20 protein-coding genes are annotated in these 23176 nt (G+C 71.7%); 2 read left to right on the forward strand and 18 right to left on the reverse strand.

Going from position 1 to position 23176, the window contains the following annotated elements:
• Positions 1-8 precede the first annotated feature (8 nt).
• From proB to IEQ44_RS10625, 7 genes are all read right to left on the reverse strand, one after another.
• Entirely contained in the window at positions 9-1178 is a 1170-nt protein-coding gene (gene proB / locus IEQ44_RS10595) for a glutamate 5-kinase (protein WP_193638436.1), read from the reverse strand.
• Positions 1175-2716 (reverse strand): GTPase ObgE, encoded by a 1542-nt coding sequence (gene obgE / locus IEQ44_RS10600; protein ID WP_193638437.1) that lies wholly within the window; start codon positions 2714-2716, stop codon positions 1175-1177. The genes proB and obgE overlap by 4 nt, the downstream gene beginning before the upstream one ends.
• A gap of 152 nt (positions 2717-2868) precedes the next feature.
• Positions 2869-3123 carry a 50S ribosomal protein L27 gene (gene rpmA, locus IEQ44_RS10605; protein ID WP_193638438.1) on the reverse strand — a complete coding sequence of 85 codons (255 nt, stop codon included), beginning with the start codon at positions 3121-3123 and terminating at the stop codon, positions 2869-2871.
• Positions 3124-3156: 33 nt separating this feature from the next.
• Positions 3157-3459, reverse strand: a complete 303-nt coding sequence (gene rplU, locus IEQ44_RS10610) for a 50S ribosomal protein L21 (protein ID WP_193638439.1) — start codon at positions 3457-3459, stop codon at positions 3157-3159.
• Between the two features lie 198 nt (positions 3460-3657).
• Positions 3658-6927, reverse strand: a complete 3270-nt coding sequence (locus IEQ44_RS10615; RefSeq protein WP_193638440.1) for an Rne/Rng family ribonuclease — start codon at positions 6925-6927, stop codon at positions 3658-3660.
• Positions 6928-6968: 41 nt separating this feature from the next.
• On the reverse strand, positions 6969-7217 hold the full coding sequence (locus IEQ44_RS10620; protein WP_193638441.1) for a hypothetical protein: 249 nt from the start codon (positions 7215-7217) through the stop codon (positions 6969-6971).
• Between the two features lie 111 nt (positions 7218-7328).
• On the reverse strand, positions 7329-8042 hold the full coding sequence (locus IEQ44_RS10625) for a TIGR03936 family radical SAM-associated protein (RefSeq protein WP_193638442.1): 714 nt from the start codon (positions 8040-8042) through the stop codon (positions 7329-7331).
• Between the two features lie 64 nt (positions 8043-8106).
• On the opposite strand from IEQ44_RS10625, the gene IEQ44_RS10630 reads away from it, so the two are divergent.
• Positions 8107-9330, forward strand: a complete 1224-nt coding sequence (locus IEQ44_RS10630) for an MFS transporter (protein ID WP_319804616.1) — start codon at positions 8107-8109, stop codon at positions 9328-9330.
• Here IEQ44_RS10630 and IEQ44_RS10635 read toward each other — a convergent pair.
• Together IEQ44_RS10635 and IEQ44_RS10640 are read right to left on the reverse strand one after the other, a co-directional pair.
• The gene (locus IEQ44_RS10635) at positions 9320-9571 is read right to left on the reverse strand and encodes a hypothetical protein (RefSeq protein ID WP_193638443.1); all 252 of its coding nucleotides are present in this window, start codon (positions 9569-9571) and stop codon (positions 9320-9322) included. The two genes, IEQ44_RS10630 and IEQ44_RS10635, sit on opposite strands and share 11 nt — an antisense overlap.
• 1 nt (position 9572) lies before the next feature.
• Positions 9573-11555 (reverse strand): TIGR03960 family B12-binding radical SAM protein, encoded by a 1983-nt coding sequence (locus IEQ44_RS10640; RefSeq protein ID WP_193638444.1) that lies wholly within the window; start codon positions 11553-11555, stop codon positions 9573-9575.
• Between the two features lie 142 nt (positions 11556-11697).
• Here IEQ44_RS10640 and IEQ44_RS17930 point away from each other — a divergent pair, with 142 nt between their 5' ends.
• The gene (locus IEQ44_RS17930; RefSeq protein ID WP_193638445.1) at positions 11698-13737 is read left to right on the forward strand and encodes a sensor histidine kinase; all 2040 of its coding nucleotides are present in this window, start codon (positions 11698-11700) and stop codon (positions 13735-13737) included.
• Between the two features lie 33 nt (positions 13738-13770).
• Here IEQ44_RS17930 and rodA read toward each other — a convergent pair whose 3' ends face one another.
• The 9 genes from rodA to IEQ44_RS10690 all read right to left on the reverse strand — a co-directional run bounded on the left by rodA (position 13771) and on the right by IEQ44_RS10690 (position 23162).
• Positions 13771-14961, reverse strand: a complete 1191-nt coding sequence (gene rodA / locus IEQ44_RS10650) for a rod shape-determining protein RodA (RefSeq protein ID WP_193638446.1) — start codon at positions 14959-14961, stop codon at positions 13771-13773.
• Entirely contained in the window at positions 14958-17090 is a 2133-nt protein-coding gene (mrdA, locus tag IEQ44_RS10655; protein WP_193638447.1) for a penicillin-binding protein 2, read from the reverse strand. Before mrdA ends, rodA begins: the two co-directional genes overlap by 4 nt.
• Positions 17090-17611 (reverse strand): rod shape-determining protein MreD, encoded by a 522-nt coding sequence (gene mreD, locus IEQ44_RS10660; RefSeq protein ID WP_193638448.1) that lies wholly within the window; start codon positions 17609-17611, stop codon positions 17090-17092. The genes mrdA and mreD overlap by 1 nt, the downstream gene beginning before the upstream one ends.
• A 4-nt stretch (positions 17612-17615) precedes the next feature.
• On the reverse strand, positions 17616-18536 hold the full coding sequence (gene mreC / locus IEQ44_RS10665) for a rod shape-determining protein MreC (RefSeq protein WP_193638449.1): 921 nt from the start codon (positions 18534-18536) through the stop codon (positions 17616-17618).
• Complete coding sequence (locus IEQ44_RS10670) at positions 18536-19564, reverse strand: rod shape-determining protein (protein WP_193638450.1); 1029 nt, start codon at positions 19562-19564, stop codon at positions 18536-18538. The genes mreC and IEQ44_RS10670 overlap by 1 nt, the downstream gene beginning before the upstream one ends.
• A gap of 166 nt (positions 19565-19730) precedes the next feature.
• A complete protein-coding gene (locus IEQ44_RS10675; RefSeq protein WP_193638451.1) occupies positions 19731-20435 on the reverse strand; it encodes a hypothetical protein in 705 nt (234 codons plus the stop codon).
• Between the two features lie 31 nt (positions 20436-20466).
• On the reverse strand, positions 20467-20874 hold the full coding sequence (gene ndk, locus IEQ44_RS10680; RefSeq protein WP_193638452.1) for a nucleoside-diphosphate kinase: 408 nt from the start codon (positions 20872-20874) through the stop codon (positions 20467-20469).
• 58 nt (positions 20875-20932) lie between these two features.
• Positions 20933-22312, reverse strand: coding sequence for an HNH endonuclease signature motif containing protein (locus IEQ44_RS10685; protein WP_193638453.1), 1380 nt, complete (start codon positions 22310-22312; stop codon positions 20933-20935).
• A 46-nt stretch (positions 22313-22358) separates the two neighbouring features.
• On the reverse strand, positions 22359-23162 hold the full coding sequence (locus tag IEQ44_RS10690) for a pyridoxamine 5'-phosphate oxidase family protein (RefSeq protein ID WP_193638454.1): 804 nt from the start codon (positions 23160-23162) through the stop codon (positions 22359-22361).
• Positions 23163-23176: the final 14 nt, after the last annotated feature.

The raw sequence follows: 23176 nt of genomic DNA on the forward strand, positions 1-23176 counted from the left end.
GCTCCAGCCTACGTGAGGTGGGCAGGCACGCCCGCGACGAGCACGAGGTCGTCACGGTGCACCAGCGCCCGGTCGTAGGCGTCACCGAAGACCTCCTTCAGCTCGCTGGTCGAACGACCCAGCAGGCCGGGGATCTCGCCGGCGTCGAAGTTGACCAGGCCGCGGGCCACGACATTGCCCTCGGGCCCGACCAGGTCGATCGGGTCACCGGCCACGAAGGCGCCCTCGACCCCGGTGACCCCGGCGGCCAGCAACGACGCACCACGCTCCACGACGGCACGCACGGCGCCCGCGTCGAGCACGAGGCTGCCCTTGCCCTCGGTGGCGTGGGCCAGCCAGAGCTGGCGGATCGGGCGACGGCGACCGGTGGCGTGGAAGAGCGTGCCGACCTCGGCCCCGGCGAGCGCCGGACCGGCCTGGTCGGCGGAGGTGAGCACGACGGGGATACCGGCTCCGGTGGAGATCTGGGCGGCCTCCACCTTCGTCACCATGCCGCCCGTGCCCACGGCACTGCCGACCGAGCCAATCTCGACACCCTCGAGGTCGGCGGCGGAACGTACGTCGGTGATGCGGCGCGTGCCCTCGCGGCTCGGCGGCCCGTCGTAGAGCGCGTCGACGTCGGAGAGCAGCACCAACAGGTCGGCGTGCACCAGGTGGGCCACCAGCGCGGCCAACCGGTCGTTGTCGCCGAAGCGGATCTCGGAGGTGGCGACGGTGTCGTTCTCGTTGACCACCGGCACCACACCCAGGTCGAGCAGCGCCGAGATGGTCTGGTGGGCGTTGCGGTAGGACCCGCGGCGGATCACGTCGTCGACGGTCAGCAGGACCTGACCGGTCGTGATGGCGTGGCGGGCGAAGTGCTGCTGGTAGTGGTGCACCAGCAGCCCCTGGCCCACCGAGGCGGCAGCCTGCTGCAGGGCCAGCGCCCGCGGGCGGCTGGAGAGCCCCAACGGCGCCAGGCCGGCGGCGATCGCACCGGAGGAGACGAGCACGACCTCGGCGCCGCGCTCGCGCACCTGGGCCAGCTCGTCGACGAGGGCGGCGATGCGGTCGGTCGCCAGGCCGCCGTCGGGCGTGGTCAGCGACGACGACCCGATCTTGACGACCACCCGGCGCGCGCCGGCGACCACCTCACGCAGCCCGGTCGCGGCCGACTGCCCGTTGACTCCTGTGCTCATGCGTCGGGGTCGTCCTCGGCCCAGTCGGGGTCGTCGGCCGAGCCGATCTCGTAGGCCATCGGCCCGACACCAGGGCGCATCTCGCGATCGAGGCGACGGGCCACGTCGGCGCGCGTCTCCTCCTCGCTCTTCTCCTCCATCGCCTCCTGGATGTCGCGGCGACGCTGGTTGGCCGGCCGGTCCTCCAGGAAGCGCTGGTCCTCGCCGCGGCGGCCGAGCATCTCGGCACCGGCCTCGACGCTGGGCTTGAAGTCGAAGACGACCGAGTTGTCGAGCGCGCCGATCATCACGGCGTCGCCCTCGACGGCGCCCTTCTTGGCCAGCTCGACCTCGACCCCGAGACGGTTGAGGCGGTCGGCCAGGTAACCCACGGCCTCCTCGTTGCTGAAGTCGGTCTGGCGCACCCAACGCTCCGGCTTCTCGCCGCGCACCCGCCAGCCGTCGTTGTCGCGTACGACCTCGAAGTCGCCGCCGCCGGCCACGGCCTGGGGGCGCAGCACGATGCGCTTCGCCTCGGCGACCGGACGCTCGGCGCGAGCCCGCTGCACGATCTCGGCCATCGCGAAGATGAGCTCCTTGGTGCCCTGCCCGGAGGCCGCGGAGATCTGGAAGACCAGGTGGCCGGCCTCGCGCATCTCGTCGATCACCATCTCGGCGATCTCGGCGCCGTCGGGCACGTCGACCTTGTTGAGGGCGACCAGGCGGGGTCGGTCCTCGAGGCCGCCGTAGCGAGCGAGCTCGTGCTCCATCGCGGCCAGGTCGTCGACCGGGTTGCGGCCCGGCTCGATCGAGGCGGTGTCGACCACGTGGACGATCGCGGCGCAGCGCTCGATGTGGCGCAGGAAGTCGTGGCCCAGCCCCCGGCCGTCGGCCGCGCCCTCGATGAGTCCGGGCACGTCGGCGACGGTGAAGACCGTGTCGCCGGCACGCACCACACCCAGGTTGGGCACCAGGGTGGTGAAGGGGTAGTTGGCGATCTTGGGCCGGGCTCGAGAGATCGCGGCGATCAGCGACGACTTGCCGGCGCTGGGATAACCCACCAGGCCGATGTCGGCGACCACCTTGAGCTCGAGACCGATCTCGATCTCCTCGCCGGGCTCACCGAGGAGGGCGAAGCCGGGGGCCTTGCGCTTCGACGAGGCGAGCGCGGCGTTGCCGAGGCCGCCGCGACCACCCTGGGCGATGACCATCTCGGTGCCGGCGCCGACCATGTCGGCCAGCACGTTGCCCTGCATGTCGGTGACGACGGTGCCGTCGGGCACGGGCAGCACGAGGTCGGAGCCGTGGGCGCCGTTGCGGTGCGAGCCGCCACCGCCGGCCCCGTTCTGGGCGCTGCGCTTGGGGCTGTGGTGGTAGTCGATCAGGGTGGTGACGCTGGGGTCGACGCGGAGGATCACCGATCCACCGGGACCACCGTTGCCCCCGTCAGGGCCACCCAGCGGCTTGAACTTCTCACGGTGGACCGAGGCGACCCCGTGACCACCTCGACCGGCGGAGACGTGCAGCGTCACCCTGTCGACGAACGTGGGGACGGCCATGGCTTCTCCTGGTGAACCTGAACAGCGTGGGGGGTGGAACTGGGGTCGAGCTGAGTGGAGCTCTGGATGGAGCGGGGGGTGAAACGCACGAAGGGCGCCCCAAGTCTAGGGACGCCCTTCGCCTGATGTCTGCGTGTGGTGCAGGGGTCAGGTCACTCGCCGGGGACGATGTTGACGACCTTGCGACCACGGCTGTTGCCGAACTCGACGGCACCGCCGACGAGGGCAAACAGGGTGTCGTCGCCGCCGCGACCCACACCGTTGCCGGGGTGGAAGCGGGTGCCACGCTGGCGGACGAGGATCTCGCCGGCGCTGACGACCTGACCGCCGAAGCGCTTCACACCGAGGCGCTTGGAGTTGGAGTCGCGACCGTTCTTGGTGCTGGACGCACCCTTCTTACTTGCCATTGTTCAGTCCTTCGGAGCTATCGGCGCGAGCGCTCAGACGTTGATTGCGGTGACCTTGACCTGGGTGTACTTCTGACGGTGACCCTGGCGCTTCTTGTAACCGGTCTTGTTCTTGTACTTCTGGATCACGATCTTCGGACCCTTGGTACGACCCAGGACCTCCACGGCCACGGAGGCCTTGTCCAGGCCGGTGGCGGTGACGGACTCGCCGTCCACCACCATCACGACGGGAAGGGAGACGGACTCGCCGACGGCGGTCTCGACCTTGTCGATCTCGATGACATCGCCAACAGAAACCTTCTGCTGCTTGCTGCCACTGCGCACGATCGCGTACACCGCGACTCACTCTCCTCGTCGGACCCAGACGGTCCCGTCAACAACTGCAAACTCAGGGCGCCCACGCCGCGCAGCCACCAGATCGGCGGCCAGCGCATCGCGCAGGAAGGTGCTTCGAACACCGAGGGTCAATAGTACGGGGCACGGTGCGGCAGTGCAAAACGGGCCTTCACTGTCGCCCATGCACCCGTGCTGACCTCAGCGCTTGCGCGCGCCCTTCTTCTTCACCGGCACGTGCTCCACGCCCGACTCGTCTCCCCCGGCCTCGGGCGACGCGTCGGTCGACGCCTCCGCCTGACGGGCCTGGGCGCGACCTCGGGTGCGGGTGACGACCTTCGGCTTCGCCGCCTCGGGCGTCTCGGTCGCCGGCGCCGGGGCCACGGGGGCCGCAGCCTCGGTGACCACGACCGCGGCGGTCGGCGTCGTGATGGCCGTACGCCTGGAGGCGCCGCGCCGCTGGCGGGTCACGACTCGCGGGCCGGCAGTCTCCTCGGCCGGAGCTGCCGTCTCGGTGGCGGCAGCCGGGGTCTCGGCGCGTTCGGTGGCGGGCGCAGCGGCGGGCTCGGTGGGCGCCTCGACGGCGGTCTCCGCCTCGTGACGGGCCATCGCGGCGACGTCCTTCGGGGAAGGTGCCACCGGAGGCGTCGGGGGCGTCACGGGGGCGTCGGACTTCGCGCCGCGACCGTTGCGGTCGCCGCGTCCCTCGCCACGGTTCGAGCCCTTGTCGGACTTGTCACCCGACTTGTCCCCGGACTTGTCGCTGGGCCGGTCGTTGGAGTCGTCACCGCGACCGCGACCGCCGCGACCGCGTCGACCGCGGCCACGACCCTCGTCGTCGCCACCGCCCGACTTGCCGTCGACGGGGTGGGAGTGGGTCACGACTCCGCGACCGTTGCAGTGCTCGCAGTCGGTGGAGAAGGCCTCGAGCAGGCCGGTGCCGATCCGCTTGCGGGTCATCTGCACGAGGCCGAGCGAGGTGACCTCGGCGACCTGGTGGCGGGTACGGTCGCGGCCCAGGCACTCGACCAGTCGACGCACGACCAGGTCGCGGTTCGACTCGAGCACCATGTCGATGAAGTCGACGACGATGATGCCGCCGATGTCGCGCAGCCGGAGCTGGCGCACGATCTCCTCGGCCGCCTCGAGGTTGTTCTTGGTGACCGTCTCCTCGAGGTTGCCCCCGGAGCCGGTGAACTTGCCGGTGTTGACGTCGACGACCGTCATCGCCTCGGTGCGGTCGATGACCAGCGAGCCACCCGAGGGCAGCCAGACCTTGCGGTCCAGGCCCTTCGCGATCTGCTCGTCGATGCGGTAGACGGAGAAGACGTCACCCTGCTGGGCCGACGCGGCGTCCGCCGGGGCGTACTTCTCGACGCGCTCGGCGAGGTCGGGGGCGACGTGCTCGACGTAGGCCGAGACGGTGTCCCAGGCGTCGTCACCCTCGATGACCAGCTTGGAGAAGTCTTCGGTGAAGAGGTCGCGCACGACCTTGAGGGTCAGGTCGGGCTCGCCGTAGAGCAGCTGCGGGGCGTTGCCCTTGACCTTCGACTCGATGACCTCCCAGCGGGCCTTGAGGCGCTCGACGTCGCGGGTCAGCTCCTCCTCGCTCGCCCCCTCGGCGGCCGTGCGCACGATGACGCCGGCGCTGTCGGGCACGATCTCCTTGAGCAGAGCCTTGAGGCGGCTGCGCTCGGTGTCGGGCAGCTTGCGGGAGATGCCGGAGGTGGTGCCGTCGGGCACGTAGACCAGGAAGCGGCCGGCCAGCGAGACCTGGCTGGTGAGCCGGGCGCCCTTGTGGCCGATTGGGTCCTTGGTCACCTGCACCAGCACGGGCTGCCCCGGAGAGAGCACGGACTCGATCTTGCGGGGCTGGCCGTCCTTGTGGCCGAGCGCCGACCAGTTGACCTCACCGGCGTAGAGCACCGCGTTGCGGCCCTTGCCGATGTCGATGAAGGCGGCCTCCATCGAGGGCAGCACGTTCTGCACGCGGCCGAGGTAGACGTTGCCGATCAGCGAGGTCTGCGACTCGCGGGCCACGTAGTGCTCCACGAGGACCTTGTCCTCGAGCACGGCGATCTGGGTCAGGTCCTTGCGCTGGCGGATCACCATGACCCGCTCGACCGACTCGCGGCGGGCCAGGAACTCGGCCTCGCTCACGATCGGGGCGCGGCGGCGACCGGCCTCACGGCCCTCGCGGCGACGCTGCTTCTTCGCCTCCAGGCGCGTGGAACCGGTGACCGCGGTGATCTGGTCCTCGGCGCTGCGCGCGGATCGTACGCGGGTGACGGTGTTGTCGGGGTCGTCGCCGTTGCCGGAGTCGGCGTCGCTGCTGCGCCGGCGGCGACGGCGGCGACGCGAGCTGGAGGACCCGCCCTGCTCGCCGTCGGCGTTGTCGGAACCGTCGGAGCTGCCCGCGTCGTCGGAGTCGTCGGACTGCTCCCCCTCGGCGCCTTCGCCGGCGTCGGAGGCGTCCGCGCCCTTCGCCGCGGCGTCGCCCTCGGAGTCGTCGTCAGAACCGGAGTCGGAGTCGGAGCCGGAGGACCGGCGACGACGGCGACCGCCACGGCGGCGACGGCGCCGGGCCGGCGTGCCGTCACCGGAGTCGCTGTCGGAGTCCTCGGAGTCGTCGGAGTCGTCGGTGGCGTCCGCGTCCTCGGCACCGGTGCCGTCGGTGGCAGCGTCGGCGTCGGCAGCAGCCTCAGTCTCGGTCTCAAGGGCCTCGGCGGTCGCCACGGCCTCAGCGGCGGTGGCCTCGGCCGTCTCAGCCGTCTCGTCGGTCTCGGCGTCCTCGTCGACCGCCTCGTCGGCGACGACCTCGGCGGGCTTGGCCACCCGCTTGCGGGTCCGCTTGGCCGGGGCCTTCTTCACCGGCTCGGGGGCCTGGAAGAGGGGCAGGGTGCCGGCGTCGCCCTCGGTCTCAGAAGCCTCGGGGGCCTCAGTGACGGGCTCGGCAGCTGCGTCGGCGGCGGGCTCGGCGACAGCCTTCTTGGCCGCGGTCTTCTTGGCAGTGGTCTTCTTCGCCGCCGTCTTCTTGGCGGCGGTCTTCTTGGCGGGCGCCTTGCGCGCGGCCTTCTTCGCCGGCGCGGTCTCCTCACCCTCGGCTGCACCCTCCACGGGAGCCTCGGCAGGCGCGGGAGCCGCGGCGTCAGCCTCAGCGGGCGACTCGGCGGGCTCGGTGGTCGGCTCGGCGGCCGCCACCTTCTTGGCGGGCGCCTTGCGAGTGCGCTTCGCGGCCGTCTTCTTCACGGGCGCCTCGGGAGCCTCCGCAGCAGCCTCGGGGGCCGCCGGGTCGGCGTCGGCGGGCGCCTCGGCGGCGGCCTTCTTCGTGGTCCGCCGGGTGGCGGTGGTCTTCTTCGCCGCGCTCTTGCGGGCGGTGGTCTTCTTCGCTGCCTTCGGGGCTGCGGACTCCTCGGCGGGCGCCGTGGTGGAGGCCGATTCTTCAGCCGCGGGAGTCGTCTCGTCGAGCATGTGCGCTCCTCGACCGGTGCAGGGCACCGGAGGGTAGGACGTCAGGTGCCGACGTGCCTGGAGGACCTGACGCAAAGCCTGTAGGTGGCGGCGACCTCCTCCGCTGCTGCGTCGGGGGGTGTCGGTCGTCCACCTGCCGCGGTCGCTCGCCCTTCGTGGTGTCCGGTCTCCCGGGCAACCACACGGGGGTCGCTGTCACCGACTCCCGGGCCGCGTCGCGGTCTGGTGACGACTTCCATCCTCCGTGCCTGACCGGCCGTGCCGATCGGGCGAGAACGTCGTCGGGTCACACACCCATCGACGGGTGCCGCTGGAGTGCGACCGCCGTCATTGTCGCACACCCCGTGGTGATCCCCGTCATGGCGCAGTCACGGCGCGGTCACTGAACAGTCACTGCGCCATCACTGCGCGGTGGCCAGCGGGTCGCCCACGGTCGCGGTCTCCCGGTCGAGCGGACCCTGCTGCAGACGCACCAGCAGCGGCACGAGACCGCTGGGCACCTCCCCCACGGCCGCGAGGGCGGAGAGCACGTCGTCGGGGCGTACGGCCGGAACGACGTGCTCCAGCACGACGTCGAGCACGGTGACGTCACCCTCGACCGTGACGTCGAGCGCGAGCACCGCGGCCCGGGCGTCGAACTGCCGCAGGCCCTTCTTGGTCATCCGCTCCACCAGCACGGTCTCGGCGGCCAGGAAGGCGTCCACGACACCGGTGAGGTCACCGGCGCCGGGCAGCTCGATGCGCCAGCGGCTGGCCTGCAGCAGGTCGGAGAGCGACCCGCCGCCCGACTCCACCACCTCGAGCACGTCGAGGCCGGCCGGCAGCGAGTCGTCGAGGGTGCGGTGCACCTCGGCCGGGTCGAGCACCTCGGCCAGGGCGATCTCGAGATACTCCGCCTCGGAGGCCGAGCCGGTAGGCGCGGCCCCGGCGTAGGAGATGCGCGGGTGGGGGTTGAAGCCCGAGGAGTAGGCCATCGGCACCCGCGCCCGGAAGACGGCCCGCTCGAAGGCCCGGGAGAAGTCGCGGTGGCTGGTGAACCGCAACCGCCCACGCTTGGCGTAGCGGATGCGGAGTCGCTGGACGGGCGGGGCCTGCTGCTCGGGCTGGGTACGCACGGGCAAACGGTAGCCCGCTGCGCCGGTCACGACCGATTCGCGCGGATGGTGAAGAATCGAGCCGGTGTCCTCCCCCCGTCGACCCACCGCCCGCACGGCGCTGCTCCTGGCCGGCCTGGTGCTGCTGTCGCTGAACCTGCGGCCCGCTGCCGTGAGCGTCGGACCGGTGCTGGAGGAGGTGCGTACGGCTCTGGCCCTCGCGCCGTGGGCGGTGAGCCTGCTGACCACCCTGCCTGTGGTGGCCTTCGCCGTCGTGGGTGCCCTCGCGCCGTGGCTGGCCCGCAGCCTGGGGCTGCACCGGGTGCTCCTGCTCTCGCTGGTCGCGGTGGTGGTCGGCCTCGGGGCGCGCGCGACGACGGACGACGGGGCGCTCTTCCTGGCGTGGACGTTCGTGGCCGTCTCCGGCATGGCCTGCGCCAACGTCCTGGTGCCTTCACTGGTCAAGTGGCACTTCCCGCACCGGGTCGGCACCGCGACCGCGCTCTACACGACGGCGATGGCCCTCGGGCTCACGTTGGCCTTCACGACCACCGTGCCGGTCGCAGACGCCCTCGGCGGGTGGCGGTGGGGCCTGGGCGTCTGGACCGGCCTGGCCGTGGTGGCCGTGCTGCCGTGGCTGGGGTTGTTGGGGCACGACCGCCGACCGCCGGCCGCGTCGCGCACCATCACCTTCGGACAGGTCGCGCGCACGCCGATCGGGTGGGCGCTGGCAGGCTTCTTCGGCCTGCAGTCAGCGATCGCCTACACGATGTTCGGATGGTTCGCGCAGCTGTGGCGTGACAACGGCTGGTCGGCCGCCGAGGCCGGCGCTCTGGTGGGCGTCATCGCCGCCGTCGGCATCCCGCTCTCCCTGGTGCTGCCGGCCGCGGTGGCGCGGGCGCGCGACCAGCGCCCGCTCCTGCTCGCGGTGATGGCCTGCTACCCGGTGGCCTTCGTCGGGCTGATGCTCGCGCCCGAGCGGTGGGGTGTGCTGTGGGCGGCGCTCGCCGGCGTCGGCGGCACGACCTTCCCGATCATCCTGGTGATGATCGGACTGCGTGCCCGCACCCACGAGGGCACGGCCGCGCTCTCCGGCTTCGCCCAGTCGGTGGGCTACCTGGTGGCCGCGCCGGGCCCCTTCGTGGCCGGGCTGCTCCACAGCGCCACCGGCGGCTGGCAGGCGCCACTGTGGTTCCTGCTCGCGCTCGTGGCACCGCTCGCCGCGCTGGGGGCGTACGTCTCACGCCCGGTCCACGTCGAGGACCAGCTGGCCGCGCGTGGAGCGCGGGCGGGGCGGGTCAGTCCTTGACGCTGCGCTGCAGCAGCAGGTAGCCGCCGAGCAGCAGCCCCACCAGCACCGGCAGCGCGAGGAAGACCGGCACCCCGAGCGCGTGCGCACCCCAGGTGAACCCGGCCACCAGCGCCGTCAGCAGCACCAGCACGCCGGCGGCCAGGAAGGCGACGAGGGGCCGGGGGCCCGGCTCGCTCGACTTCCAGGCCTCCTCCAGGCCGGGGTGGCGTCGACCGGAGGGACGCTTCTCCTCGGCCACCTCAGACCACGCTCAGCGGCAGGAGCCGCTGCCCGGTCGGGCCGATCTGGATCTCGGTGCCCATCTCGGGGCACACGCCGCAGTCGTAGCACGGCGTCCAGCGGCAGTCCTCGACCTCGATGTCGGCGCCGTCGGCCGCCGCGAGGGCGTCCTCCCAGTCGCTCCACAGCCAGTCCTTGTCGAGACCGGAGTCGAGGTGGTCCCAGGGCAGGACCTCGTCGTAGTCACGCTCGCGGGTGGTGTACCACTCCACGTCGACGCCCGTGCCGGCCAGCGCCTTCTGCGCCGAGGCCATCCACCGGTCGTAGGAGAAGTGCTCGCTCCAGCCGTCGAACCGGCCGCCGTCGCGCCACACCTCCTCGATGATGCGCCCCACCCGGCGGTCGCCGCGGGAGAGGAGTCCCTCGACGATGCCGGGCTTGCCGTCGTGGTAGCGGAAGCCGATGGCGCGGCCGTACTTCTTGTCGTCACGGACCGTCTCGCGCAGCTTGCGCAGGCGCTCGTCGGTGGTCTCGTGGTCGAGCTGGGCGGCCCACTGGAAGGGGGTGTGCGGCTTGGGCACGAAGCCGCCGATGGAGACGGTGCAGCGGATGTCGTTGCGGCCCGACACCTCGCGGCCCTTCGCGATGACCCGCTTGGCGAGATCGGCGATCTGCAGCACGTCGTCGTCGGTCTCGGTGGGCAGCCCGACCATGAAGTAGAGCTTCACCTGACGCCAGCCGTGGCTGTAGGCCGTGGCGACGGTGCGGATCAGGTCCTCCTCGTCGACCATCTTGTTGATGACCTTGCGCATCCGGTCGCTGCCGCCCTCGGGGGCGAACGTCAGGCCCGAGCGACGCCCGTTGCGGGAGAACTCGTTGGCGAGGGTGATGTTGAAGGCGTCGACGCGGGTCGACGGCAGCGAGAGCGACACGTTGGAGCCCTCGTAGCGGTCGGCCAGGTCGGTGGCCAGGTCGCCGATCTCGGTGTGGTCGGCCGACGACAGCGAGAGCAGGCCGACCTCCTCGAAGCCGGACTTGCGGATGCCGTTCTCGACCATCGCGCCGATCGTGCTGAGCGAGCGCTCGCGCACCGGGCGGGTGATCATGCCGGCCTGACAGAAGCGGCAGCCGCGCGTGCAGCCACGGAAGATCTCCACGCTGAAGCGCTCGTGCACCGTCTCGGCCAGCGGCACCAGCGGGTTGGCCGGGTAGGGCCAGGCGTCGAGGTCCATCAGGGTGTGCTTGCGCACCCGGAACGGGATGCCCGGACGGTTGGGCACGACCGCCTCGATCGAGCCGTCGGCGCCGTAGGTCACGTCGTAGAAGCGCGGCACGTAGACCCCGCCCGAGACCGCGAGGCGGCGCAGCAGCTCGTCGCGGCCGCCGGGACGTCCCTCGGCCTTCCACTCACGGATGACCTCGGAGATCGCCAGCACGACCTCCTCGCCGTCACCGAGCACGGCGGCGTCGACGAAGTCGGCGATCGGCTCGGGGTTGAACGCGGCGTGGCCCCCGGCCAGCACGACCGGGTGCTCGTCGGTGCGGTCGGCGGCGTGCAGCGGGATGCCGGCGAGGTCGAGCGCGGTCAGCATGTTGGTGTAGCCCAGCTCGGTGGAGAAGCTGAGGCCGAAGACGTCGAAGGCGCCCACCGGACGGTGGCTGTCGACGGTGAACTGCGGGATCGAGTCCTCCCGCATGACCTTCTCCATGTCGGGCCACACGGCGTAGGTGCGCTCGGCGACGATCCAGTCGCGCTCGTTGAGCACCTCGTAGAGGATCTGCACGCCCTGGTTGGGCAGGCCCACCTCGTAGGCGTCGGGATACATCAGGGCCCAGCGGACCGTCTGCCCCATCGGGGTGGGGGCGCCGCAGTTCCAGTCCTTGACGACCGAGTTGAGCTCACCGCCGACGTACTGGATCGGCTTGGAGACCGACGGCAGCCGTGGCTCGAGAAGATGGAAGACCGACGCTGCGGAGTCAGCGGTGCCGGGAGCGGCAGACATGGCGGAACCTCACCTGTGGGAATCAGGACAACGCTCAAGGGTACGTGGAAACGGGACAACGACCCCAGCCGTCGCGACAGGCACCTAGAGTGAGGCCCGGTTCGCCGCACGTCGGCAGCGGCGCAACCGGGAGGAGCGGAGCGTGGCGGGGGCAGCGGTCGTCAGGCCTGACCGGGGCTACTGGGCCCTGTGGCTGGTCGCCGTCAGCGTGCTCCTGGTCTCCGGCCTCGCGGCCGCCGCCACCGGCGTGGTCGGCCAGATGCCCCACGTCTGGTTGTTCTCCACGGTCGGCTTCACCTGGCTGACCCTCAGCTGGACCGAGGACACCCGGCTCCCCCGGCCCAGCCTCCACCTGGGAGCGACCCTCGCCGCCCTGGCGGCGCTGGGCGGCTCGACCGCCGTGCTGATGGCGGCCGCGCCCGCCGACGTGCTGCGCACCACCCTCGGCATCCCGGTCCAGGCCTTCACCATGGCCTGGGTCTACCGGATGGGTCGCCGCATCACCGCGACGCCCGCCCATCCCCCGATCGAGGGTGTCGGGCCCTGGCGCAACAGCTGGGTGCGCGGCTGGGTGCCCACCACCTCGGTCGACCTGGCGCTGCTCGGCCTGGCGGCCCTCGCCAGCGGCGTCGCCGGCCTGCTCGTGGGCGCCGCGCCCGGCCTGTGGTGGGGCAACGTGCCCCTCGACGTGGCCGCCCAGTGGCTCACCCACGTCTTCGTCGTGGCCAGCGTCGGCGGCGCCACCACGCTCATCACCTTCGGCATCTGGTCGCCCGACGACCTCGACCAGCCCTGGCTCCGGGTGCTGCTGATCTGGTTGGGCTCGGTGGCAGTGCTGTGGTGGGTCTACGCGACCGGCGCCGTCAACATGGCATGGCTGGCGGTGCTGCCCGCCGTCTACGTCGCGCTGACCTACCGGATGTGGATCACCAGCACCTACGGCCTGCTCGTCGGTCTGGTCAGCATCCTGCTCTCCCCCTCGCTCAACACCTTGGCCACCCAGGCCGGCCCCGTCCCGCTGGGCAGCGTCATGGACCTGTTGGTCTCGACGCTGATCCTGGTGTCGCTGCTGGTGGCCCAGCTCAACCAGCGCCGCATGCAGCTGCTGGCCGACCTCGCGGCCGAGCAGGCCGACGCCCGGCGCCAGGCCGAGGTGCTGCAGAACGTCTTCGAGACCATGCGCGACGGTGTGGTGCTCGTCGACCGTGAGCTCAACGTACGCATGCACAACGGCGCCGCGGTGAGCCTGCTGGGGCGCGGGTTCCCGGCCCGTCGACCGGAGAGCTGGACCGACTACTTCCGCCTCACCCGGCTTGACGGGACTCCTCTGGTGGAGGCCGAGCTCACCGCCTCCGACCACCTCGTGCTGCGCATCGCCGACACGCCTCGGGTGCTGCGCCAGACCGCGGCACGCATCAGCGAGGACCCCGAGACCCGCTGGATGATCTTCTTCACCGACGTCACCGAGCACCAGGCCCGACTCCAGGAGCTCAGCGGGTTCGCCGGTGTGGTTGCCCACGACCTGCGGGCCCCGCTCTCCAGCCTGGAGGGATGGCTGGAGATGGCCGAGGAGTCACTGATGCTGCGCGACTCCGCGCAGGCGAGCGCCCTGTTGGCGCGGGCGCGGGCCAGCAACCGACGCATGCGACAGGTGATCGAGGACTGGCTCTCCTACACCGTCGAGCGCGAGGGCGCCCTCGAGCTGGTCGACCTGCCGCTGGTGGTGCCGGTGCAGGAGGTGCTCGCCCAGACGCAGTCCGCCGGCCCGCGCGAGGTCGTCGTCGACGCGCCGCACGCGGTGCGGGCCGACGCGGGCCTGGTGCGGCAGCTGTTGGCCAACCTGCTCGGCAACGCCCTCAAGTTCACCCGCCCCGGCGAGCCGCCCCACGTCGAGGTGCGCTCCTCCCCTGCCCTGCGCGACATGGTGTGCGTCGAGGTCTCCGACCACGGCATCGGGCTCCCCGCAGGCGAGGAGGAGCGGATCTTCGACGACTTCCACCGCGCCCCCGGGGCCGGGATGGAGCGGGAGGGCTACGGCATCGGACTCGCCGCCTGTCGCCGCATCGTGGAGCGGCACGGCGGTGAGATCTGGGCGCGCACCAACGAGCACGGTGGCGCCACCGTCGCCTTCACGCTGCCCGCCGCCCACGGCGCCGAGGCGCCGTTGTCGCCCGACTGGTGAGCCGGCGCCCGCCCGGGAGCAGGGGCAGGGGTCTCAGCGCAGGACGGGCACGCGCACTCCGGAGCCCGGACGCAGGCTCCCGGGCACCAGGCCGGCCGAGCGCCGGTGGATGTTGTGCAGCAGGCCGACGGCCAGCATGCCGGCGAAGATCGAGGAGCCGCCGTAGGAGACGAACGGCAGCGGCACGCCGGTGACCGGCATGATCCCCAGGCACATGCCGATGTTCTGGAACGCCTGGAAGCCGAACCAGCAGGCGATGCCGGCCGCGGCCACGCGACCGAACATGTCGTCGGTGCGGTGGGCGATCGCCAGGGCCCGCCAGATCACCAGGCAGGAGAGGGCGATCACGGCGCCCGCGCCGACCAGACCGAGCTCCTCACCGACGGCGGTGAAGACGAAGTCGGTGTGCTGCTCGGGCACGAAGCCGGCCTGGGTCTGGGAGCCGTTGAAGAGCCCCTGGCCCCACAGGCCCCCGTTGCCGACGGCGATGCGCGCCTGCTCGGTGTTGTAGCCGGCGCCGAGCGGGTCGAGCGTGGGGTCGGTGAAGGCCATGAAGCGGTCAACCTGGTAGGGCTTCAGCACGCCGGCCGTGACCGCCACGGTCGCCACCGCGACCGCGCCCAGCACCAGTGCCAGCAGCCAGCGGCGCGGCGCCCCGGAGACGGCCAGCACGCCGAAGACGGTGGCGCTGAGCACGAGCATCGTGCCGAGGTCGGGCTGGGCGAGGATGAGGGCGGCGGGGATGCCCGCGATGAGCAGCATGCCCAGCACGTCGACAGAGCCGACCGGGCGACGCCAGCTGCCTTCCGTGCGTTCGGCCACCAGCAGCGCCATGCCGATCACCACCGCCAGCTTCGCGAACTCCGAGGGCTGGATCGACATGCCGGCCACGCGCAGCCACGACTGGGAGCCGTTGAGCTCGGTGCCGATGGTCAGCACGAGCACCAACCCGACCACCGCGGCCAGGTAGACCACCGGCGCGAGGATGCGTACCCACCGGTGGTCGGTGGCCATGACCAGCACCATGAGCACCCCGCCGATCGCGAGGTTGACCAGCTGCTTGCGCAGGTAGGCGGTGGAGTCGCCGCCGGTGAGCCCCTCACGGCTGGCGGTGGCCGACCACACCACGAGGGTGCCGATGACCAGCAGCCCCACGACGGCCGCCATCAGCACCCAGTCGAGGCCGGGCCCACGGACCTGGCTGCGTCGGATCGCCTGGCTCATCGCGGCCCTCCCCTGCCGTCGCGGACCGGCGGCAGGATCGAGCCGTCGTCCTCGAAGGTGGGCAGCGCACGCGGCGGGACGGCGCCGGGGATGGCCGCCCTGCGGGGCACCACCCGGTCGCCCTCGATGCCGTAGAGGGTCTCGTAGATCGCCCGCACGGAGTCACCCACCGAGCCGGAGCCGGTGCCGCCCTGGCTGATCATCATGACCACGACGTAGTCGTCGGTGTAGGAGGCGACCCAGCCGGTCGACTGCTTGCCGTAGACCTCGGCCGAGCCGGTCTTGGACCGCACGGTGACCTGGTCGAGCGGGAAGCCCACGAGCTTCCAGCTCATCGTGCCGGTGCGCGAGACGCCCTCGAGGGCGGAGTCGATGTAGGCCAGCTGGCGACGGGTCGACTTCACCCGGCCGGCGCGGCGGGGGGCGATCTTCTGGATCACCTCGCCCTCGGGGCTGACGATCGCCTTGCCGACCCGCGGCTCCCACAGCGTGCCGCCGTTAGCCAGGGCGCCGTAGCCCACGGCGAGCTGGAGCGGCGTCACCATGGTGTCGCCCTGGCCGATCGAGAAGTTCACGGCGTCCCCGGCCCGGTAGGCGTATCCCTCGATGCAGAACTCCCGCGAGAAGCGGTAGAGGAAGTCGGAGGTCTTCGGGCCCTGCGGCTTGTCGGCGATCTCGCAGTAGTAGTCGCGCTGGGAGTCGTAGTAGGCGCGCTTCCAGGCGCGGTCAGCGATCCGGCCCGGGGCCTCGCCCGGGAGGTCGATGCCGGTCTCGGAGCCGAAGCCCCACTCCTTCGCGCCCTCGACCAGCGGGTCCCGCGCGTCGACGTCGTCGACGTCGGAGCCGAACTTCTGCCAGAAGTTGTGGCCGATGGCGTAGAAGAAGGTGTTGCAGGAGACCTCCAGCGCGCGGTCGAAGCCGATGACCCCGTAGGCGCCGGACTCGTAGTTCTTGAACGTGCGGTTGCCGACGGTGTAGCCGGACCCGCAGGCGATGCGCGAGTCGGGCGAGTAGCCGTTGCGCAGCGCCGCCGCGGTCATGAACGGCTTCCACGTCGACCCGGGCGCGAACTGGCCCTGGGTCACCCGCGAGAGCAGCGGGGTGCCGGCCTTCTCGGAGTAGAGCCGGCTGAGCTCCTTCGACGAGATCCCGTCGACCCACACCTCGGGGTCGTACGTGGGCTGGCTCGCGGCCGCCACCACGCGTCCGGTCTTCGCGTCGAGCACCACGGCGGCGCCCGAGTCGGCGACGAAGCGTCGGCCGGTGACCCGGTCGACGATCCCGCGCTGGGTGCGGATCGAGCGGGCGAGCTCCTTCTCCACGACCGACTGCACCTTGGCGTCGATCGAGGTCACCAGCGTGTCGCCTGGCGTGCTGGCCACCTCGCTGTCGTCGCCGAGCACGCGCCCCATCGAGTCGACCTGCACGCGGCGGTAGCCGGGCATGCCGCGCAGCCAGGCGTCGTACTGGCGCTCCACGCCGGCCCGGCCCACGACCGAGGCACCGTGCAACGAGCGGTCGTCCTTCTCCTGCGCGGTGTCGAACTCCTCCTCGGTGATCGGGCTGAGGTAGCCGAGCACGTGGGCCAGGTTGACCCCGAAGGGCGAGGGATAGGAGCGCACGTTCTGCTGCTCCACGACCACGCCGGGGTAGTCCTCGGGCTGCTCGAGCAGCCGCAGCGCGACCGACTGGTCGACGTCGGTGGCCACCGGGACGGGCTGGAAGGGCGATCCGTTCCAGCAGGTGCCGGTCTCGGCGCCGGCGTCGCCGCAGTCGAGCAGGACCTTCTCGATGCGGCGAGGACGCAGCTCGACCGCGTCGGCGACCCGGGCCACGAGCTTGCGGCGCTGGGTGTCGTCGAGCTTGCCGAGCACCGTGCGGTCCAGGGAGACCACCCAGCTCAACCGGTTGGCGACCAGGGGGCGGCCCATCGCGTCGACGACCAGTCCGCGCTGCGGCTGGACCACGATGTCGCGCACCGACTGGTCGGCCGCCTTGGCGCGGTAGTCGTCGCCGCCGACCACCTGCAGGGAGTAGAGACGTACGAAGAGGGTGGCGAAGAGCGCCAGCACCAGCGCCTGGAGCACGACCAGTCGCAGCCGACTCCGCTCGGCGCCCGCGACCGCCATCAGGCCGTGACCCGTTCTGCGCCGGCCGGGGCCACGCGTCGCAGGGCCCGCATCGTCAACGGCAGCACGACGGGGGTGAGCAGCAGGTCGAAGAGCACCGCCACCCCGATCACCGTGAGCATCTCCCCCACGCCCACCACCGGGTCACGCAGCAGAAGACCGGTCAGGGCGAAGACCGAGGTGCCGATGAAGGAGCAGGCCGCCACGGTGGTCAGCACCGCGAGCGTGCCGGGGCGCGCGTCCTGGCGCACCCGCGCCGCGACCCAGGCCACCACGACCAGCGCGAGCGCCCAGCGCCCGGCGTAGTGGTCGGCCGGCCCGACGAGGTCCATCAGCACGCCGCCCGTGAAGGCCAGCACGAGGGCGTAGCGGCCCGAGCAGCTCAGCGCCGCCGCGACCACCACGAGCAGCACCAGGTTGGGCACCACCCCGCGCCAGGCCAGGTGGGGGAAGAGGGAGATCTGCAGGCCCAGGGCCAGCAGCACCAGCAGGCCCCCGACGACGGCTCGCACGACGCTCATCACGTCACCCGATGCTTCCGTCGGCGCGCACCAGGGCGCGGTCGCTGGGGGTGTCGGCGGGCACGACGACCCCGACCACGTCGAGCGCGGAGAAGTCGACGAACGGCTTGATCACCGCGTGGCGGCGCTGCTCGCGCACGCTCTCGAAGACCTCGGTGACCCGACCCACGGGCACGCCACGGACGTATGGGCCCGAGTCCTCGCTGCCCCAGCTCAGCACCGTGTCGCCCTCGGCGGGCACCAGGCTCTGGTCGAGCAGCTCGAGGTCGAGGCGGCCCTCACGGCCCAGCTCGCCGCGGCCGGTCAGGAAGCCGACCTCCATCGACGTGCCGATGCGCCCGCCCACGATCGACTCCGGGTCGACGACGAGCAGCACCGTGGCGCGGTGCGCGGTGGCCCGCAGCACCCGCCCGACCAGGCCGTCGGCGTTGACCACGGTGGTGTCGGGGCGTACGCCCGCAGCGGTGCCCGCGTCGATCGTCACGGTGCGGCTGAACGACTGCGCCGGGCCGTAACCGATCACGCGGGCCGGCACCATCGCGCGGCCCAGGTCGGCGGCGGCCACGGTGAGGCCCTCGAACTGGGCCAACGTGTTGGCATCGAGGTCGGCGGAGGCGACCTCGGCACGCAGGGCAGCGTTCTCGGCCTCGAGCTTGCTGACCTCCTCGCGCAGCGAGTCCTTGCTGCGGAACCACGTCGGCACGGCCGTGAAGGGACGCACCGTCGCCGCGGTGACCGTCTCCACCGGAGCGAAGAGCTCGCCGGCCACCGCCCGCACCGGCTCCACCGGTGAGGAGTCGCCGCCCTGGTGGTCGAGCACCATCAGCGTCACCGACGCGAGGGTCAGGGCGACCATCGTCGAGCGCGGCACCCGGTGCCGGTCGTCCAGTCCGCGCCAACGACGCTCGCCGAGCCTGCCCGCCATCAGAACCTCCGGGGGTCGGAGACCAGCACCTGCTGGAGCGCCTCGAACTCCTCGACGCAGCGACCGGCGCCGAAGGCCACCGACTCCAGCGGGTGGTCGGCGACGTGCACGGGCATGCCGGTCTCGTGGCGCAGGCGCTCGTCGAGGCCGCGCAGCAGCGCACCGCCGCCGGTGAGGACGATGCCGCGGTCCATGATGTCGCCGGCAAGCTCGGGCGGGGTCTGGTCGAGGGTCATGCGGACCGCGTCGACGATGTCCTGCACCTGTTCCTCGAGGGCGTGGCGCACCTCGACGGTGGAGACGGTGACGGTGCGCGGCAGTCCGGAGACCATGTCCCGGCCCCGGATCTCGGCCTCGGGCTCCTCGGGCAGCGGGAAGGCGGAGCCGAGGGTCATCTTGACCTCCTCGGCGGTGCGCTCCCCCAGCATCAGGGAGTACTCCTTCTTCATCCACGCCATGATCGCCTGGTCGAGGTCGTCACCCGCGGTGCGCACGCTGAGGCTCGTGACGATGCCTCCGAGTGAGATCACGGCGACCTCAGTGGTGCCGCCACCGACGTCGACGACCATGTTGCCGGTCGCCTCGTGCACGGGCAGGCCTGCGCCGATCGCGGCGGCCATCGGCTCCTCGACGACGTAGACGCGGCGGGCGCCGGCCGAGTAGGCGGCCTCCTTGACCGCGCGCTGCTCGACGGCGGTGATGCCGGAGGGCACGCAGATCACCATGCGCGGCTTGGCGAAGTAGCGGCGGCGGTGCACCTGCTGGATGAAGTAGCGCAGCATCTGCTCGGTGGCGTCGAAGTCGGCGATCACGCCGTCCTTGAGCGGCCGGATCGCGGCGATGGAGTCGGGGGTGCGCCCGATCATCCGCTTGGCCTCGTGGCCCACCGCCAGCACCTCGCCGGTCGAGGTGTTCATGGCGACCACGCTGGGCTCGTCGAGCACGACACCCTTGCCGCGGACGTACACGAGCGTGTTGGCCGTGCCGAGGTCGACGGCCATGTCACGGCCGATGACACTGTTCGCCATGTGCGCACGCCTTCGCTGGTGGTCCTCCGGGGAAGTGCGTCACCCGGGGCGGACCCCGCCCGAGGCGACACGACTCAGCCTAGGGAGCGCGCACCCCACATCCGGGCAGGACACGCGTGCGGATTGAGCGGCCCGACCACCCCGCCGTCCCCGTGGCGAGTCCGGGTCAGTGGTGACCGCCGCAGCCACATCCGCCGGAGGCGGGCGGCACGGGCGAGGGGGCGGGGCGCGGTCGAGGCTTCGGCGAGGCGGTGACCCGCTGGGCGAGGCGGGTGGCGGCGTGCGCCACGAGGGCAGCCTCCTCCGGGTCGGCGGCGAGCCGCTCGGGCACGTCGCCCCCGAGGAGGCCGGCCGGCTGCGTCAACCAGATCCAGGCGTCCCAGGGGTCGGTGCCCGCAGCGAGCAGCGGCTCGAGCACGGGCAGCAGCTCGGGGCGTACGTCCCCACTCGGCGTCAGCTGGAACGCCGGCACGAGCAGGTGCTCGCCCTGCGCGACCGTCAGCAGGTGGTGCTCCTCGGCCTGCTTGTGCACCCAGAACCGGGTGGCGTTGAGCGAGGCCCCGCGCACCTCGGCGAGGTGGTCGTAGGTCCACGCCGGCGTGGCGAGCAGCTCGGCTCGGAGCCGGGCCTTGCGGGCGAGCAGGACCAGCGCGACCGGCACCCCGTGGGCCGGGTCGTCACCGTGGTCGCGCAGCGACGCGTCGAGCTCCGCGAGCCGTTCGTCGGAGAGCGGTTCGCCGTCAGCCTCGATCCAAGACGGGGCGCCGGATGCGTCGCGGGTGAAGCTCGGCAGGCCGGCGGCAGCCAGGTGGTCGGTCAGGCCCAGCTCGTCGATCCAGTCGGCGAGGCGGGTGGCGAGAGTGGGGCCCATAGCTGCCTGCTGTGGAGGGTGGGCGGGCGCCTCAGAGACCGGGGAACCAGAGGGCGATCTCGCGCTCGGCCGACTCGGGGCTGTCGGAACCGTGCACGAGGTTCTCGCGGTTGGAGAGGGAGAAGTCGCCACGGATGGTGCCCGGGGCGGCCTTGCGGCCGTCGGTGGCACCGTTGAGGGCACGCACGACCTCGATGGCCTCGTCGCCCTCGAGCACGAGCGACACGATCGGTCCGGACGTCACGAAGTCGCGCAGCGGCGGGTAGAAGTCACGCTCCACGTGCTCGGCGTAGTGGGCATCGGCCTGCCCGGCGTCGATGGTGCGGTGCTCCATCGCGACGATGGTCAACCCCTTCGCCTCGAACCTGGCCAGGATCTGACCGACCAGGCCTCGCTTGACAGCGTCGGGCTTGAGCAGGACGAGGGTGCGCTGGGTCATGGACGCAGCCTATCGAGGGTGTGCGCTGAGAGCGTGATCGGCCGTGTTGTCAGGCCGTTCAAGGAAATCTGGAGGGGACGGGATCCGCGGGGTCGTCAGTGAGGTCCTGGGTGCCGTGGCGGTCGCGTCGGAAGCGTTGGCCATGAAGGCTGGTCCACTCGAACACCCCGCTGGATGGGGAAGTGAGTCGCCAACCGGTGTGCGTCTTCAACCGGTGGTGACTGCGACAGAGGGCGGCCAGGTTGTCTGTTGCGGTCGGCCCTGGCTGTGGCCGGCCTTCACCGGCAGCTTCGTGGTCGAAGGGTTCGACGTGGTCGAGGTCGCAGGACCTGGCGGGTCTCGTGCACCACGGGAAGACGCACGTGCGGTCCCGGAGAATGACTTGGCGTCTGAGCCGGTCGGTGGGTTCGTACCGGTTCGTGGTGATCTGTTCGTTGAGGTCGATCACCGGCAGGATCCGCACCTCGGTGTGCGTGCCCCGCACCCACGACCGGACCTGGGACAGCAGGACCAGTTTCTGGCCGTTCTCGAGAAACCCGATCGGGCTGATGCCGGTGGTGCCGTCGGGCTGGACCTCGGCGGTGAAGTGCAGGTGCAGGTCGACCCGCCGGGCCTTGCGCTGCACGGTCTCGTCCTCGGCGTCCGCACCGGCCAGGTCGAGTGAGGTCTGCTGTCGCGCCAGCTCACCCAGGGCCATCGACCGCCGCACGTCCAGTGAGGCAGTGGAGCCACCGGCCCTGAGCGCAGCAGCCCCCGCCGAGAGTGCCTGGGCCAAGTCATGCCCGTCAGCGTTCGAGACCTCGGCCTCGATGTGCATCGACCCGGCGAACGGTCCGATGGGGGTGTGGATGTGGACGAACCGGCCGTCGTTGTCCTCATCGCGTGGATGTTCTTGGCCCGCCAGGCCGTAGAGCTCGATCGCCTGCGCCACGATCCGCTCCATCTGCGCGCGACCGATCTTCTCCAGGAACGGCGCCACCTGCGCGTCGATCCAGGCCATCGCCTCCGGCGACAGGGCAGGGTCACAGTGAATCGTGGCCTCAGCGACCTGCTTGGCCCGCCACACCGGCACCAGTCCGGACTGGACCCGCTTCCACACCCGCGGCAGCCGGTGGACCATCTCGATCGCCTGGCCGATCAGCTTCTTCGCCGCGTCAGTGGAGACTCCCAACGCAGCCCCGAGCTCGGGGATGCAGAACTCCGCCACCAGCGGCGTGCCGTCACCCGAGATCGGCTCATCACCCAGTGGGTGGTGGAACGTGGCCGCGTTCCAACCGTCGTCGTCCGCGGGGTGGGCGACTGCCCATTCGTAAGCGACCGCCAACAGGTTCGCCTCGCCTTGCTGCACCACCACCGACTCATGCCGCGCCACACCGAGCAGCTCGGCGGCGGTCAGGTCACCCAGCTCGGGGGCGTTGCCGGTGGCGGTGGCTTCCATGACTCAACCCAACAGCAGCCCACCGACAACTTCGGATCGACAGCTTTCAGGGCCTGCCCAGGTCCTCGTCGCGTCCGGCCAACCCCACGGACCTCGCCATGACTCGCTCGGGCACCGGCCCCTGCGCGTCGTCGTCCGGCACGGGCGCGCCCGCGACCCGGTGCAGCGGGATGTGACCACCCCATCCCCCGGCGACCAGGTCGTCCTCGTCGTCGACGGGCGCTCCCGCCCGTTCCTTCATCGAGGCCTCGAGCAGCGGCACGGCGAGCACTGCGGTCGCGGCCAGCTCCTTGCGCGTGCTGGGCCTCAGCGTTGCGGCTCTCCCGGGCACCATGTGGTCGACGATGAGGTCGAGCGCGCGTTGCCTCTCCCCCGGGTCGTCGACCGAGCGGACGCGGCCCACGACCACGGCGGAGCGGTAGTTCATGGAGTGGTGGAAGGCGGAACGACCGACGACCAGCCCGTCGAGCTCGGTGACGGCCACGCAGACGGTGGCTCCGGACGGACCAGCCAGCAGGCGCCGGATCCATCCCGCCGCCACTGAACCGTGCAGGTAGAGCGTGCCGCCGGGGTCCGGGCCGTCGAGGTCCACCGCGTAGGCCGACGGCAGCACCACCGGGTGGTCGCCGACGTCGACCGCGACATGGGCGACCAGACCCTCCGTGGCGAGGAAGCGCACCAGCCGCGCCCGGTCAGCGACCACCCGGTTGCGCCCGCGGGTCACGGTGGTGCGGGCCGTCGGCTCCAGCGGCTGGAGAGCCGGGTCGTTCGGGCGGGGTGTGGTGAGCCCAGTTGAGAGGGGACCAGTCGAGAAGGGCAGGGCGTTCGGAGTCGGCGTGTTCGTCGTCATGGCACGATGCTCTC

The sequence above is a fragment of the Nocardioides malaquae genome (genome assembly GCF_015070385.1).
GTDB classification, from domain to species: domain Bacteria; phylum Actinomycetota; class Actinomycetes; order Propionibacteriales; family Nocardioidaceae; genus Nocardioides; species Nocardioides malaquae.